Here is a 13,123-nt window from a genome sequence, read left to right on the forward strand (position 1 = left end):
AAGGCACACCATGACCTCCTCCGTCGCCACCCACGACACAGCCCGCCGCGCCGACGCGCCCGCCGCCGCCTCCGGGGCCGACGTCATGTCGTGCGCGCCCGGGACCGGACCCGCGGACCGCGGCTCCCTCGGCGCCGTGAGCGACGAGGAACTCTCCCGCCTGCGCGTGATCCCCGCCCGCCACCCGGGCAGGATCGTGCTCGCGGTGCTGGTGGGCCTGCTCGCCGCCGCGGTGCTGTGGTCCTTCGTGACCAATCCGCGCTGGGAGTGGGGCGTGGTCGCGCAGTGGTTCTTCGCCGAGTCGATCATCCGCGGGCTGCTGGAGACGCTGAAGCTCACCGTGCTCGCCGGCGCCGTCGGCTTCGGACTGGGGCTCGTCCTCGCCCTGATGCGCCTGTCGAAGTCCTCCCTGATCTCGTCGGTGAGCTGGACGTTCTCCTGGATCTTCCGCTCCACGCCGCTGCTGGTGCAGCTGCTGCTCTGGTACAACCTCGGCTACCTCTACGAGCACATCACGCTCGGCATCCCGCTGACCGACGTCACCTTCGTCGACGCCCGCACCAGCGACCTGATGACCCCGATGATCGCCGCGGTCCTCGGGCTCGGCCTGCACCAGGCCGCCTACGCCGCCGAGCTGATCCGCGGCGGGATCCTGTCGGTGGACCAGGGCCAGATCGAGGCCGCCAGCGCCCTGGGCATCCCCGCCCGCGACCGCTCGCTGCGGATCGTGCTGCCCCAGGCGATGCGCGCGATCCTCCCCACCGCGTTCAACGAGATCATCGGCCTGGTGAAGGGCACCTCGATCGTGTACGTCCTCGCGCACGCCGAGCTGTTCTTCACCGTGCAGCTGATCTACGGCCGCACCCAGCAGGTGCTGCCGATGCTGCTGGTCGCGACGGTCTGGTACGTCGTGATCACCTCGCTGCTCTCGGTCGGGCAGTACTACATCGAGCGCCACTACTCCAAGGGCGCGGTGCGCACCCTGCCGCCCACCCCGCTGCAGCGGCTCCGCGCCCGCCTGGGCCGCCGCCCCGTCACCGCAGGAGCCACCGCATGAGCCCGCTGACCTCCCTGCTGCGCCGTCGTTCGGCCGACGGGACGCAGAAGCCCGCCGGCGCCCGTTCGGCCGACGCGACCAGCCCGTCGGCTACCCGGCCCGGCACGTCGGCCTCCCGAGCCGCCCGGCCCGGTCCGTCGGCCGACGGCCCCCGCGGCGGTCTCGTCGAGATCCGCGGGGTGCACAAGTCCTTCGGCGACCTCGAGGTGCTGCGCGGCATCGACCTCACGATCGCGCCCGGCGAGGTGACCGCGATCCTGGGCCCCTCGGGCTCCGGCAAGTCCACCCTGCTGCGCTCGATCAACCATCTCGAGCCCGTCACCAGCGGTCTGATCAGCGTGGACGGCGAGGTGATCGGCTACCGCCGCGACGGCGACCTGCTGCACGAGCTGCGCGAGCCCGAGGTGCTGCGCCAGCGCACCGCGATCGGGATGGTGTTCCAGTCCTTCAACCTCTTCGCCCACATGACGGCGCTGGAGAACATCACGGAGGCGCCCCGTCGGGCGCTCGGCGTGAAGCGCACCGAGGCGGAGGCGCATGCCCGGGAGCTGCTCGCGCTCGTGGGCCTGTCCGAGAAGGCGGGCGCCTATCCGCGCCAGCTCTCCGGCGGCCAGCAGCAGCGCGTCGCGATCGCCCGCGCCCTCGCCCTGCGCCCGAAGGTGCTGCTGTTCGACGAGCCGACCAGCGCCCTGGATCCCGAGCTAGTCGACGAGGTGCTTGCGGTGATCCGTTCCCTCGCCAGCGCCGGGACCACGCTCGTGATCGTCACGCACGAGATCTCCTTCGCGCGCGACGTCGCCGACACCGTCGTGTTCATGGACCAGGGCAGGATCGTCGAGCAGGGCCCTCCCGCGCAGGTCATCGACTCCCCCACCCATGAGCGCACCCGCTCCTTCCTGCAGCGGGTCCGCGCGGAGTCCGCCGGTCCTGAGCCCACCGGCGCCGAGGCGACCGACGCCGACGCGCTCGACTCCGCCCGCGCCGCCTCCGCCGGCCCCGATCCCGTCGGCGCCGCATTCCGCTCCCCCTCGAAGGACCTCTCATGACCCGCCCTGCTCGCGCACGCCTGCGCCCCACCCGTCGCACGGTCGCCGCCGGCGGCCTGCTGCTCCCGCTGGGCCTGCTCTCCGCCTGCGCCGATCCGGTGGCCGTCCCGGGCACCGCCGCAGGCGACGCCGCCGGGGCCGCGGCCTCCGAGGGCGACGGCGGCACCGCCCCCACCATCGACACCTCCGGCACCCAGGAGCTGATCCGCGCGGAGGTCGACGAGGAGATCGCTGCGCTGGTGCCTGCGGAGATCGCCGAGTCCGGTGTGCTGCGCGTGGGCATCAACGGCGCCTCCCCGCCGCCGCTGTCGTTCCTGGCCGACGACAACCAGACCTACATCGGCTCCGAGATCGACATCGCGCGGCTCGTCGCCGACAAGCTGGGCCTGGAGTTCGAGCTGAGGCTGACCACCTGGGAGAACTGGCCGCTGAAGCTCGAGGGCGGCGAGTTCGACGTGGTCCACGCGAACGTCGGCATCAACGCCGAGCGCCTGGAGAAGTTCGACTTCGCCTCCTATCGCGCCGCCTACATGGCCTTCCTCGTGCAGAAGGGCGCCGAGGGCTGGCTCGAGAACGCGAACACGCTGTCCGGGAAGATCATCGCCGTCGGCGCCGCGACCAACCAGGAGAAGATCCTCGTCGACTGGAACGCGGAGCTCGAGGAAGCGGGGAGGGCGCCGGCAGAGCTGAAGAACTACTCCACCGAGGCCGACACCCTCCTCGCCCTCGGCTCCGGCCGCGTCGACGGCTACCTGGCGCCCTTCCCCACGCAGAGCTTCACCGCCTCCCGCCGCGATGACATGGAGGTGCAGGGCCGGATCGACGCCGGCTGGCCCGACCAGACGCTGGTCGCCGCCACCCTCCCCGCCGGCACCGGCCTCGCGGAGCCCTATGCCGCCGCGCTGAACGCCGTGATGGCCGACGGCACCTACGCCCAGGTCCTCGAGCGCTGGCAGCTGAGCGACGAGGCCCTCCCCGAATCCCGCGTCCACACCAAGGAGAACCCGTGAGCACCACCGTCACGCCCGACGAGACCACCGCGTCGAGCACCTCGCCCGCCGCCGGTCCGGTCGACGGGGCGGGCGCGCTGCCCGTCCTCGCCGTCGACCTCGTCACCGCGCCGTCCCTGCTGGAGGGCCTCGCCCCGCTCGCCCGCGGCCTCGAGGAGGCCGGGATCGGCGCGCTTACCCTCTCCGACGGCGGCCTGCACCCGATCCACGTCGCCGCGCACCTCGCGCCGCTGACGGGCGGGATCGGCCTGCTGCCCCGCACCGACGCGATCTACGTCGAGCCGTTCCACCTGGCCACGCAGCTGATGAGCCTGGACCACATCAGCCACGGCCGGGCCGGCTGGCTGCTGCAGGCCGAGACCGACCCGTCGGCCGCCGAGGCGGTGGGCCGCGAGGTGCTGGGCCTGGAGGCGACCGCCCGCGAGGCCGCCGACGTGCTCGAGGCCGTCCGCACCGTCTGGGGCACCTGGGCGCCGGACGCCGTCGTGCGCGACACCGAGCGCGGCGTGTACGTCGACGCCTCGCGCCTGCAGTACGCCGATGTCGAGGCGGAGACCTTCTCCGTGCGCGGCCCCGCGATCACGCCCCGCTCCCCGCAGGGGCTGCTGCCCGTCCTCGTCGCCGACACCGACCGCGCGGCCGCCGGCGAGCGCGTGAGCGACGAGCTGGCCGACGGGCGGGTGCTGGACCTCGACGTCTCCGGCGGGGCCCGCGTCGAGGAGCTCGCCGCCCAGATCGGCTCGGCCCTCGCGGAGACCGGCACGGAGGCGGCGTCGGGCGCGGGCGAGCAGGCCGATCCGTCGGCCGCCTCGCAGCAGGTGCGGCTCGTGCGCCTGGTGGGCCTGGACCTCGAGGCCGACCCGCTGGGCACCGTCCGGCAGCTGACGGACGAGCTCCGCTCCCGCGGCCTGATCGCCCCCGCCCCGGCCGCGTCGGACGCATCGGGCGCGGCGCCGTCCTCGGCGTCGGCGTCGGGCCGCACCCTCCGCGACCTGCTGGGCCTGCCCGAGACCCCCTTCCAGCTCGATCCCGCCCGGCGCGCCGACCGCGCCCGCCTCACCTCCGAGGAGAACGCATGAGCACCGCCACCACCCCGCTGTCCGACGCGCCGCTGTCCGAGGAGGCCGCCGCGCTCGCGACCGGCCCCGCCGCGCACCCGCTCCACCCCGCGCACACCCCCACCGGACAGCTCTCCTTCGGCGCCTTCTTCCAGGGCGTGAACTCCTCCACCATCTGGCGCCTTCCCGAGAGCGGCGACCAGGTCGCGTGGGAGTCCTTCGAGTCGCTGGTCCGCACCGCCGAGCGCGGGAAGTTCGCGGCGTTCTTCCTCGGCGAGGGGCTGCGTCTGCGCGAGCACCGCGGCGTGCCCTTCGAGCTCGACGTCGCCGGCCGGCCCGACGCCCAGACGCTGCTCGCGGCGCTGGCCGGCGTGACCGAGAAGATCGGCCTGGTCGCCACGCAGAACACCACCTTCAACGACCCGGTCGACCTCGCGCGGCGCCTGCAGACCCTCGACCTGCTCTCCGGCGGCCGCGCCGGCTGGAACATCGTCACCACCGACAACGCCTGGACCGGAGAGAACTTCCGCCGCGGCGGCTACCTCGACCACGCCGACCGCTACACCCACGCCGAGGCGTTCCTGCAGGTCGCCGAGCAGTACTGGGCCGGCGAGCGGATCAGCCACGACGGCGCCCACTACACGGTGCGCGCCCCGGGCGACCTGCCCCGCTCCGCGCAGGGCCGCCCCGTCCTCTTCCAGGCCGGCGCCTCCCCCGCCGGTCAGGACTTCGCCGCGCGCACGGCCGACGTCATCTTCTCCCCCCACGGCTCCCTCGCCGCGGCCGTCGAGTTCCGTCGCAGCATCGTCGAGCGCACCGTCGCCGCGGGCCGCGACGCGGGCGCCGTGAAGATCCTCCCGGGCGCCGAGATCATCCTCGCCCCCACCGAGGCGGAGGCCGACGAGAAGGTGCGCTGGGTGCGCGACCACCAGATCGGCCCCGAGCAGGCCATCGCCCTGCTCGAGCAGTACTGGGGCCGCGACCTCTCCGAGTTCGATCCCGAGGGGCCGCTGCCGGACGTGCCGCCGGAGGTCGTCGAGTCCGGCGTGACCCGCGGCGCCGGCTTCCAGTTCGAGAAGGCCGAGCAGCTCACCCGCCAGTGGCGCGAGGAGGCGGCCGAGAAGGGCCAGAGCATCCTCGAGTTCGCCCGCGTGAAGTCCGGGGCGCGCCGCGGCGAGTTCACCGGCAGCTACGACGCCGTCGCGGACCGGCTGGTCGAGTTCGCGCGGCTCGGTGCGATCGACGGCCTGAACATCACGCCGTGGCTGATCCCCTCCGGGCTCGACGACATCGTCGACCACCTCATCCCGCGCCTGCAGGAGCGGGGCGTGTACCCGACCGAGTACGCCGGCACCACGCTGCGCGAGAACTTGGGCCTCCCGCCGCTGTGACCCGGTGAACGGGGCGGGGCGGGAGGCCGGTCACGCCCCCTTCCCCTCCCCGGCCTCCTATCCCAGCTTCTGCTGCCGCTCCGCCGCCACCGAGACGTGGCTTTCTGCCGGTATGACCTCTCATTCCGGCAGAAAGCCACGTCTCGCCGCTCCCGCCGACGCCCAGGCCCGCCTCACGAACCACCCAGAACGCCGTCGGCGAAGTCATAAGCCAGGCTTGCCACTGGCGGATACCATGACTGTCATGGACCCCCGCAGGCTTCTCATCTTCCGGACCGTCGTGCGCAACGGCTCGATCGGCGCGGGCGCGCGCGAGCTGGGCTGGACCCAGCCGGCCGTCTCCCAGCACCTGGCCGCGCTCGAGAAGGAGGTGGGCACGCAGCTGCTGCTGCGCTCCTCCTCCGGCGTCACCCCCACGGAGGCGGGCTCGCGCCTGGCCCTGCACGCCGAGGCGATCGCCGCGCAGCTGCACGCCGCGGAGGAGGAGCTCGCCGACATCACCGCCCTGCGTCGCGGGACGGTCAAGTTCGGCACCTTCCCGTCGGCCGCGGCCGTGCTGCTGCCGCCGGTGCTCGCGCGCCTGAGCGAGAGCGCCCCGGACCTCGACGTCACCTTCGACGAGCTCGAGCCGCCGGACGCGGTGCCGGCCGTGCGCGAGGGCAATCTCGACCTCGCGCTCGTGTTCCGCTACCCCTGCAGCGACATCGGCGACGAAGGCGCCCTGGAGTGGACCCCGCTGATGGAGGACCGCGTGATGGCGGTGCTGCCGGCGGCCCACCCCCGCGCCCACGACCCCGAGCTCACCCTCGCCGACCTCGCCGAGGAGCCGTGGATCGCGGGCTGCGAGCGCTGCCGCGCGAACCTGCTCTCGAGCGCACGCCGCGCCGGATTCACGCCGAAGGTGCGCCACTCGACCGACGACTCGATCGTGGTGCAGCGCCTGATCACGCACGGCGGCGGCGTCGCGCTGATGCCCGAGACCACCCTCGAGGCCGCCCCGCCCACCGACGATCTCGTGGTGCGCCACCTACCCGATCTCGACGACCGCATGATCGGCCTGATCAACCGTCGCGGCGCGCTGGCCATCCCGGCCGTCGCCGCGCTGAAGGACGCCCTGGCCGCCGAGACCACCGGGCGCCTCGCCACCGCCGCCTTGATCTGAGCCGGGCGCGGCTCCGCCCCGCCTGCACAAAGGGGACTCCAGCGCGTGCCGCTGGAGTCCCCTTCCTGCAGATCGCTCTCGACGCGGGTCCAGGCGACGGCCGTACCCTGGGCAGATGTCCGGCACCGATCCTGCCCCGTCCACACCCCGCGTTCCTGCCCGGGCGTGGCTGCGGCCCGTGCTGCTGCTCGTCGGCGGTGCTCTGCTCACGCTGCTGATGGTGCTGGCCGATCAGCTCATCGCCGCGATCGCGGTGGGCGCGTTCTCCCTGTTCATGGCGTACTGGACGAGCCCGCTGCGCTCCGGCCCGCACATCCCGCTCGCCGACGCGCAGGCACGGATGCGGGAGGCCGACGGGACGGCGCCGACGATCGTGCTCTGGGCGCCCGGGGACCCGGCCTCGGCACGTCTGCAGGCCGCGATCCGTGCGCCGCGCGAGGACCTGATCTGGGTGAACGTGTTCAAGGACCCGGCGGCGCAGCAGCTGCTGGGCCGGTACGGCGGGGAGCGGATGCTGCCCCTCGCGCTGCAGGGCGAGGACGCCGCGTGCATCGACAGCGTCTCCGAGCTCTTCGCCTTCCAGGACCGGACCCGGCAGGACGGTGCGCCCGGCGGCGCCACGGGGGCAGGGTCGACGACGCCTGACCCCGGCGCCGCCCCGTCGGGACGCTCCGAGCCGACGGCACACACCGAGGAGCCGGGAGACGACGAGTCCGACTCGCCGCGCATCTGAGGACGCGCGGCCGTCCCCGGCTCAGGCGCCGGGCAGCTCCCCGATCACGACCTTCCACTCGCGCGCGACGCGGTCCACGATCACGCGCTCGCGCTTGAAGGGGTCGCCGTCGAGCTTGGCGAGCGCGTCCTCGGCGGAGTCCGCGACCACGATCAGCAGCGCCTCCGACCCGTCGTCCAGCGGACCCGACAGCAGCAGCGTGCCCTCGCGGAGCAGCTCGGCGAGGTGCTCGCGGTGCTCGGGCCGGAACGTCGCCAGGCGCTGGGCGTCGTCGATGTAGGTGTACTGGACGGCGAAGACGGCCATGGGTTCCCCTTCGTGCGCGGCGGCCGACGGCGATGCCAGCCGATGATCTCCCCCATCCTGCCGCACCGCGCGCCGCGGCCGACGGGACGTCCGGGCCCGGAGGCGCCGGCGACCCCGACAGCACCGGCCTGGGCCCGATGGTCCTGACCGAACTGCGCCTGCCTTCGCCTCACCGAGCCGCGCCACCTCGATCCTCCGCCCCCACTATTCCGTTCCTCCGTAATTCCGGATACTCTGGTCGTGGTCGACGGCCACCGCCGCCGATCCGTCACCTCAGGAGGTGGGACATGGCCGAGGATCCGGAGCTTCTGCGACGGCTGGATGCGCTCGAGCGCCGGATCGCGCAGCTCGAGGAGCCCGCTCCGCCCGATCCCGCGCCTGTCGACGCCCCTCCCGCTGGCGCATCATCGCGCCCCTCCGCCGTTGAGGACCCGTTCTGGGCCCTCACCGCGATGAAGGCGCAGGTCCCTGCCCCGGGTGCCGTCGTCTACGCCGGCAGCGTCGAGGTCGGGGCGGGGCACGTGGAGTACCAGTGGGGCCGCCCCACCGAGCACCTCCTGGCCGCGGACTGGGCCGAGTGCGCCGAGACCGTGGCCGCGCTCGGTCATCCGCTGCGCCTGGCGATCCTGCGCCGCCTGGTCGACGGTGAGCACACCGTCGCGCAGCTCGTGGACGAGCTGGAGCTCGCCTCGACCGGCGTCGCCTACCACCACCTCTCCGCTCTCCAGGCCGGCGGCTGGGCCACGTCCCCGCGCAGGGGAAGCTGGGCGATCCCGCCGAGCCGCATCGTCCCGCTCCTCGCCATCGTCACCGCCCTCGAGAAAGGCTGACCATGCCGGACCTGCCTGAGACCCCACCCCACGACGCCGCTGGCCCCTCGAGCGACGCCCCGTCGGCCGAAGGTCCCGAGCAGTCCGCCCACGCCGCGCACGTTTCTCACCCCGCCCGCTCAGCCCGACCGGCCCGCCCGGCGCGGCGCACCGTCCTCACCGCGGCCGTGCCCGCGGCGGCAGCCGTCGTCGGCCTGACGGCGCTGACCGCGCCGCGTCCCGCCTCCCTCGGCGAGCCGGCCGGCGACGAGCAGCTCGCCAGCGCTCTCGCCCCTCACCTGCGCGGACACCGACGGGTCGCCGCGGTCCTGGTCGAGGACGGGCAGGCGCGCCTGGCCGGCTTCGGCACCGGCGACGGCGCCGCGCTGGAGGGCTCCGAGTTCGAGATCGGCTCGGTCTCCAAGACCTTCACCGGTGCGCTGCTGGCCGTCGCGGTCGAGCGCGGGGAGGTCGCCACGGACACCACCGTCGCCGAGCTGCTCGGCGCGGAGGCGGAGGGCAGCGCGATCGCTGACGTCACCCTCGCCGAGCTCGCCACCCACACCTCGGGCCTGCCGCGACTGGGCTCGGCCGCCGCCGGAGGCAGCATCCTCGCCGGGCTGCTGCGGAAGGACCCCTACCGGGGCCGGGATGCGCAGCAGGTCATCGCCGACGCCCTCTCCGAGACCCCGTCGGGCCGCGGCGAGCACGCCTACTCGAACCTCGCCGTCGCGCTCCAGGGGCAGCTGCTCGCGACGGCCGCAGGCAGCGACTACGCAACGCTCCTCGCCGAGCGAACCCTCGCCCCTCTCAGCATGACCAGTACGTATGCACCTATCACGGCCGAGAACCTGCGGGAGTCGGCCCGGCGCGGGCACGGCACGAGCGGCCTGCGCCAGGGCATGTGGACCATGCACGGCTCCGCCCCTGCCGGCGGCATCCGCTCCACCCCGGCCGACATGACCCGCTATCTCACCGCCATGATCGACGGCTCCGCCCCGGGCGCGGCGGCCGCGACGGAGATGCTGTTCGAGGAGAGCGCGGAGAGCTCCACGGCGATGAACTGGTTCCTCGAGGACTTCGGCAGCGGTCAGCCGATCACCTGGCACAACGGCATGACCGGCGGCTATGCGTCGTTCGTCGGCTGGGATCCGTCGAGCGGGCGGGGGCTGGCGCTGTTCTCGGACACTGCCCGCTCCCTCGACGGGCTCGCCGTGGGCGTGCTGACCGGGGAGGTGGCGCTGTGAACACGGTGCTCGCGCTGCTGCCGCTGCTGGTGGGGGCGTATCTCGTCGTCGCGCTGGTGGTGACGATCGTGCAGATCTGGACCCGCTACCAGCACCCGGTGCGCCTCGCGCTGCAAGCCGTCGGCGCCGCCTCGCTGATGGGCGTGATCGGCCTGGCGGGGCTCCTCCCGGTTGCGCTGTGGTGGGTCAGCTGGGCGTTCACGCTCGCGATCCTGCTCGGCATCGCCTTCTCCGCGCGGCGTCTGCTCGTCGGCACCCCGCCGTCGGAGCCGAGCCCCCGCAAGACCAAGCTCCTGGACCCGCCGCCGCGCAGCTCCGCACTCATCGAGGTGCTGTTCTGGTTGGCGCTGGTGGTCGTGGCGCTGATCGCCGGCTGACCGCGCCTCGTCCCGAGCGGGATCCTGGGCGCGTCAGGTGTCGATCTCCGTACCGGCCGACGCCCTGCCTCAGCCCCGGATCGGCAGCCAGTCCAGCACGTCCTGGATGCCCTCGTCCCAGAACTCCCAGGTGTGGGCGCCGGGACGCAGGCGCGAGGCGACCTCGACCTCGGCCTGCTCGGCCGCGGCGAGGAAGCGGCGGTTCTGGTCGATGAGCTGGTCCTCGGTGCCGCAGTCGAGGAACAGGGCCGGCAGCTCGGCGGGATCGCGTTTGCCGAGCAGTCCGAGCAGGTCATCAGCGGTGCCGGCGATCTCTCGGCCGTCCCAGACGCGCTGGGCGAGGGTGCCGGTCCAGTCGAGGTCCATCGAGGTGAGGTCGACCGCTCCGGACAGGCTCGCCGCGGCCGCGAAGCGCTCCGGATGGTTCAGCGCGAGCTTGAGCGCGCCGAAGCCGCCCATCGACAGGCCCGCGACGAAGGTGTCCTCCCGCGCGGTGGAGACGCGGAAGGTGCGCGCGACGATCTGCGGCAGCTCCTCGGCGACGAAGGTCCAGTACGCCTCCCCCACCGCCTCGTCGGCGTAGAAGGAGCGGCGCACCTCGGGCATCACCACGGCGATCCCCTTCTCGGTCGCGTAGCGCTCGATCGAAGTGCGGCGCTCCCAGATGGTGCAGTCGTCGCTGAGCCCGTGCAGGAGGTAGAGCACGGGGACGCCCGGCCCGTCGGCCGCGTCGCCCGTGCCACCGCCGTCGGCGCCCTCCATCCCGATCCCGGAGGCGGCCTGCGGCATCAGCACCACCATCGAGGTACCCATGCCGAGGGACTCGGCGAAGAAGTCGGTGCGCAGGCGGATCATGTCTCTCCTCGATGAGCGGGCGGGCGTCGGCCCCAGCATCCCACCCCAGGTGCCCCTGCGCCCCGCGTTGCCTACGATGGCGGCATGACCGAGACCGCTCCCGCCGCCCCTGCCGAGCCCGCACCGCACGCCGCCCCAGCCTGGGTCCGCGACGCGATCTGCTGGCAGGTGTACCCGCTGGGCTTCTGCGGCGCGCCCCGCCACCGCGAGGACCTCACCGGCGAGACCTACGGCGGGGCCGACGGCGAGAACGTCGTGCACCGCCTGCGCCGGCTGACCGGCTGGCTCGACCACCTCGTGGCCCTCGGCGCGAACGTGCTGCTGCTGAACCCGATCTTCGACTCGGTCTCCCACGGCTACGACACCCTCGAGCACCGCCGGATCGACCCGCGCCTCGGCGACGAGACGGACTTCGACGCACTGGTCGCGGGCTGCCGCGAGCGCGGGATCCGCCTCGTCCTCGACGGGGTCTTCAACCACATCTCCCGCCTCCACCCCACCGCGCGCCGCGCGATCGCCGCCGGCCCCGGCACCGAGGAGGGGGACCGGATCCGCTGGTCGGGCACGAGCCCCTACGGCTTCGAGGGCAACGACGACCTGGTCGAGGTGGACCTCTCCGATCCCGTCATCCAGGACCGGATCGTGGAGATCATGAGCCGCTGGCTCGAGCGCGGGGCCGACGGCTGGCGGCTGGACGCGATGTACGCCGCGGGCGCCGAGGCGTGGGCGCCGATCCTCGAGCGGATCCGGGCCGCGCATCCCGAGGCGTGGATCCTCGGCGAGGTGATCCACGGCGACTACCCCGCCTTCGCCGCCGCCTCCGGCGCGGACTCGATCACGCAGTACGAGCTGTGGAAGGCGATCTGGTCCTCGCTGCGCGACGGGAACCTCTTCGAGCTCGCGCATGCGCTCGGCCGCCACCAGGACTTCCTCGAGCAGTTCCGGGAGTCCGGTGAGGGCGCTCTGCCGCTGACCTTCGTGGGCAACCACGACACCACCCGCATCGCCTCCCAGCTGACCGACGGCCGCGACCTCGCCGCCGCGATCGCGCTGCTCGCCCTGCTGCCGGGCGTCCCCGCGCTCTACGCCGGGGACGAGTTCGGCGCCGCTGCGGTGAAGGAGGAGCGCGAGGGCGGGGACGACGCGATCCGTCCCTGGTTCCCCGGCTCGCCCGACGAGGTCGTCGCCGCGCACCAGGCGGCCGACGCAGGCGGCGAGTCCCCCCGCTCCCTGCATCTGCTCGCCCCCGAGGCGGCCGGGCGGATCCTCGACGTCCACCGCCGCCTGCTCTCCCTGCGCCGCCGCGAACGGTGGCTGACGACCGCCTCGGTCGCCGTGGACGAGTCGACGCTGACGAACACCTGGGCGCAGATCGTGCTGACCCCGTCGGCCGACGCCGGCGAGGGCGGGGCCGACGGCGGGACCGATCCAGCAGCGGCCGACGGTGCGGCCGGCGAGCGCCCCTCCCCGCTCACCCTGGTGCTGAACCTCGGCGACGAGGCCCTGCCCGCCCCGGGCGAGGTGCTCGAGGCGGTCAGCGGCGCGGACATGCTCGACGCCGTCGGTCCCGCCGCAGAGGGGACGGTCCCCGCCCACGGCATCGCGGTGGTGCGCTGAGGGGCGATCCGACGTCTCAGCCGCCACCGGGACTCACGACGTAGGCTCGAGGCATGAGCACCGCGATCAAGCCCGCCGAGTCCGTGAACACCGCCCCCGTCGTCGCCGCCGGACTGATCGGCGGCTGGCTGACTGCGCGGGAGACCGGCATCCGCCCGCTCGGCGGAGTGGTCCTCGCCGCGGCCGGGATCTACGCGGGCCGCACCTGGCTCGCCCGTCGCGGGCCGGCGACCACCGCCGTGCTCGGCGCGACCTACGTGCTCGGCTTCGGCCTCTCCCACCCGCTGGCGAAGAAGATCGGGGCTTGGCCCGCGGTCCTCACGGTGACCGCCGCCTCCGCCGGCGCCGCGGCGCTGCTGTCCGACGCCGCCTACGGCGAGTGGCTGCCCGCCGACGCAGACGCCTGACCAGGGCGGGCGCTCCACGGCACGTCGTGGCGATATCGCCACATCGCG

General features: G+C 73.8%; 14 protein-coding genes. 12 read left to right on the forward strand and 2 right to left on the reverse strand.

The genetic code is table 11. From position 1 onward, the window contains the following. Window positions 1–10: 10 nt before the first annotated feature. The 7 genes from A4A78_RS01230 (at window position 11) to A4A78_RS01260 (ending at window position 7,457) form a co-directional block, all read left to right on the forward strand. Entirely contained in the window at window positions 11–1,057 is a 1,047-nt protein-coding gene (locus A4A78_RS01230) for an amino acid ABC transporter permease (RefSeq protein ID WP_156488514.1), read from the forward strand. After that, a complete protein-coding gene (locus tag A4A78_RS01235; protein ID WP_062946624.1) occupies window positions 1,054–2,103 on the forward strand; it encodes an amino acid ABC transporter ATP-binding protein in 1,050 nt (349 codons plus the stop codon). Before A4A78_RS01230 ends, A4A78_RS01235 begins: the two co-directional genes overlap by 4 nt. Then, window positions 2,100–3,113, forward strand: a complete 1,014-nt coding sequence (locus A4A78_RS01240; RefSeq protein WP_062946625.1) for a transporter substrate-binding domain-containing protein — start codon at window positions 2,100–2,102, stop codon at window positions 3,111–3,113. The genes A4A78_RS01235 and A4A78_RS01240 overlap by 4 nt, the downstream gene beginning before the upstream one ends. After that, a complete protein-coding gene (locus A4A78_RS01245; protein ID WP_062946626.1) occupies window positions 3,110–4,192 on the forward strand; it encodes an LLM class flavin-dependent oxidoreductase in 1,083 nt (360 codons plus the stop codon). Before A4A78_RS01240 ends, A4A78_RS01245 begins: the two co-directional genes overlap by 4 nt. Beyond that, window positions 4,189–5,562, forward strand: a complete 1,374-nt coding sequence (locus A4A78_RS01250; RefSeq protein WP_197466607.1) for an LLM class flavin-dependent oxidoreductase — start codon at window positions 4,189–4,191, stop codon at window positions 5,560–5,562. The genes A4A78_RS01245 and A4A78_RS01250 overlap by 4 nt, the downstream gene beginning before the upstream one ends. A gap of 244 nt (window positions 5,563–5,806) precedes the next feature. After that, window positions 5,807–6,724 carry a LysR family transcriptional regulator gene (locus tag A4A78_RS01255; protein ID WP_062946627.1) on the forward strand — a complete coding sequence of 306 codons (918 nt, stop codon included), beginning with the start codon at window positions 5,807–5,809 and terminating at the stop codon, window positions 6,722–6,724. A 115-nt stretch (window positions 6,725–6,839) separates the two neighbouring features. After that, window positions 6,840–7,457 carry a hypothetical protein gene (locus A4A78_RS01260; RefSeq protein ID WP_231880803.1) on the forward strand — a complete coding sequence of 206 codons (618 nt, stop codon included), beginning with the start codon at window positions 6,840–6,842 and terminating at the stop codon, window positions 7,455–7,457. Window positions 7,458–7,478: 21 nt separating this feature from the next. Here the strand turns inward: A4A78_RS01260 and A4A78_RS01265 are convergent, their stop codons facing one another. After that, window positions 7,479–7,763 carry a YciI family protein gene (locus A4A78_RS01265; protein WP_010551819.1) on the reverse strand — a complete coding sequence of 95 codons (285 nt, stop codon included), beginning with the start codon at window positions 7,761–7,763 and terminating at the stop codon, window positions 7,479–7,481. Between the two features lie 287 nt (window positions 7,764–8,050). Between A4A78_RS01265 and A4A78_RS01270 the strand changes: the two genes are divergently transcribed. From A4A78_RS01270 to A4A78_RS01280, 3 genes are read left to right on the forward strand one after another with little or no spacing between them, the layout of a single operon-like run. Further along, window positions 8,051–8,593: a helix-turn-helix transcriptional regulator gene (locus A4A78_RS01270; protein WP_062946629.1), complete on the forward strand. Its 543-nt coding sequence runs from the start codon at window positions 8,051–8,053 to the stop codon at window positions 8,591–8,593. A 2-nt stretch (window positions 8,594–8,595) separates the two neighbouring features. Then, window positions 8,596–9,819, forward strand: coding sequence for a serine hydrolase (locus A4A78_RS01275; RefSeq protein ID WP_062946630.1), 1,224 nt, complete (start codon window positions 8,596–8,598; stop codon window positions 9,817–9,819). Further along, entirely contained in the window at window positions 9,816–10,196 is a 381-nt protein-coding gene (locus A4A78_RS01280; protein ID WP_062946631.1) for a hypothetical protein, read from the forward strand. Before A4A78_RS01275 ends, A4A78_RS01280 begins: the two co-directional genes overlap by 4 nt. Before the next feature lie 69 nt (window positions 10,197–10,265). On the opposite strand, the gene A4A78_RS01285 is transcribed toward A4A78_RS01280, so the two are convergent. Next, entirely contained in the window at window positions 10,266–11,051 is a 786-nt protein-coding gene (locus A4A78_RS01285) for an alpha/beta hydrolase family protein (protein ID WP_062946632.1), read from the reverse strand. An 84-nt stretch (window positions 11,052–11,135) separates the two neighbouring features. On the opposite strand from A4A78_RS01285, the gene A4A78_RS01290 reads away from it, so the two are divergent. Both A4A78_RS01290 and A4A78_RS01295 read left to right on the forward strand, forming a co-directional pair. Then, entirely contained in the window at window positions 11,136–12,668 is a 1,533-nt protein-coding gene (locus A4A78_RS01290; protein ID WP_062946633.1) for an alpha-amylase family glycosyl hydrolase, read from the forward strand. A 53-nt stretch (window positions 12,669–12,721) separates the two neighbouring features. Further along, window positions 12,722–13,075, forward strand: coding sequence for a hypothetical protein (locus A4A78_RS01295; RefSeq protein WP_062946634.1), 354 nt, complete (start codon window positions 12,722–12,724; stop codon window positions 13,073–13,075). Window positions 13,076–13,123: the final 48 nt, after the last annotated feature.

It is taken from the genome of Brachybacterium sp. sponge, assembly GCF_001613775.1.
Taxonomy (GTDB): domain Bacteria; phylum Actinomycetota; class Actinomycetes; order Actinomycetales; family Dermabacteraceae; genus Brachybacterium; species Brachybacterium conglomeratum.

Bases quoted from the DNA above. Each gene is read 5' to 3' on its own strand.
- A4A78_RS01230 (WP_156488514.1), top strand. From the start codon at position 11: ATGACCTCCTCCGTCGCCACCCACGACACAGCCCGCCGCGCCGACGCG.
- A4A78_RS01235 (WP_062946624.1), top strand. From the start codon at position 1,054: ATGAGCCCGCTGACCTCCCTGCTGCGCCGTCGTTCGGCCGACGGGACG.
- A4A78_RS01240 (WP_062946625.1), top strand. From the start codon at position 2,100: ATGACCCGCCCTGCTCGCGCACGCCTGCGCCCCACCCGTCGCACGGTC.
- A4A78_RS01250 (WP_197466607.1), top strand. From the start codon at position 4,189: ATGAGCACCGCCACCACCCCGCTGTCCGACGCGCCGCTGTCCGAGGAG.
- A4A78_RS01255 (WP_062946627.1), top strand. From the start codon at position 5,807: ATGGACCCCCGCAGGCTTCTCATCTTCCGGACCGTCGTGCGCAACGGC.
- A4A78_RS01260 (WP_231880803.1), top strand. From the start codon at position 6,840: ATGTCCGGCACCGATCCTGCCCCGTCCACACCCCGCGTTCCTGCCCGG.
- A4A78_RS01265 (WP_010551819.1), bottom strand. From the start codon at position 7,763: ATGGCCGTCTTCGCCGTCCAGTACACCTACATCGACGACGCCCAGCGC.
- A4A78_RS01270 (WP_062946629.1), top strand. From the start codon at position 8,051: ATGGCCGAGGATCCGGAGCTTCTGCGACGGCTGGATGCGCTCGAGCGC.
- A4A78_RS01275 (WP_062946630.1), top strand. From the start codon at position 8,596: ATGCCGGACCTGCCTGAGACCCCACCCCACGACGCCGCTGGCCCCTCG.
- A4A78_RS01285 (WP_062946632.1), bottom strand. From the start codon at position 11,051: ATGATCCGCCTGCGCACCGACTTCTTCGCCGAGTCCCTCGGCATGGGT.
- A4A78_RS01290 (WP_062946633.1), top strand. From the start codon at position 11,136: ATGACCGAGACCGCTCCCGCCGCCCCTGCCGAGCCCGCACCGCACGCC.
- A4A78_RS01295 (WP_062946634.1), top strand. From the start codon at position 12,722: ATGAGCACCGCGATCAAGCCCGCCGAGTCCGTGAACACCGCCCCCGTC.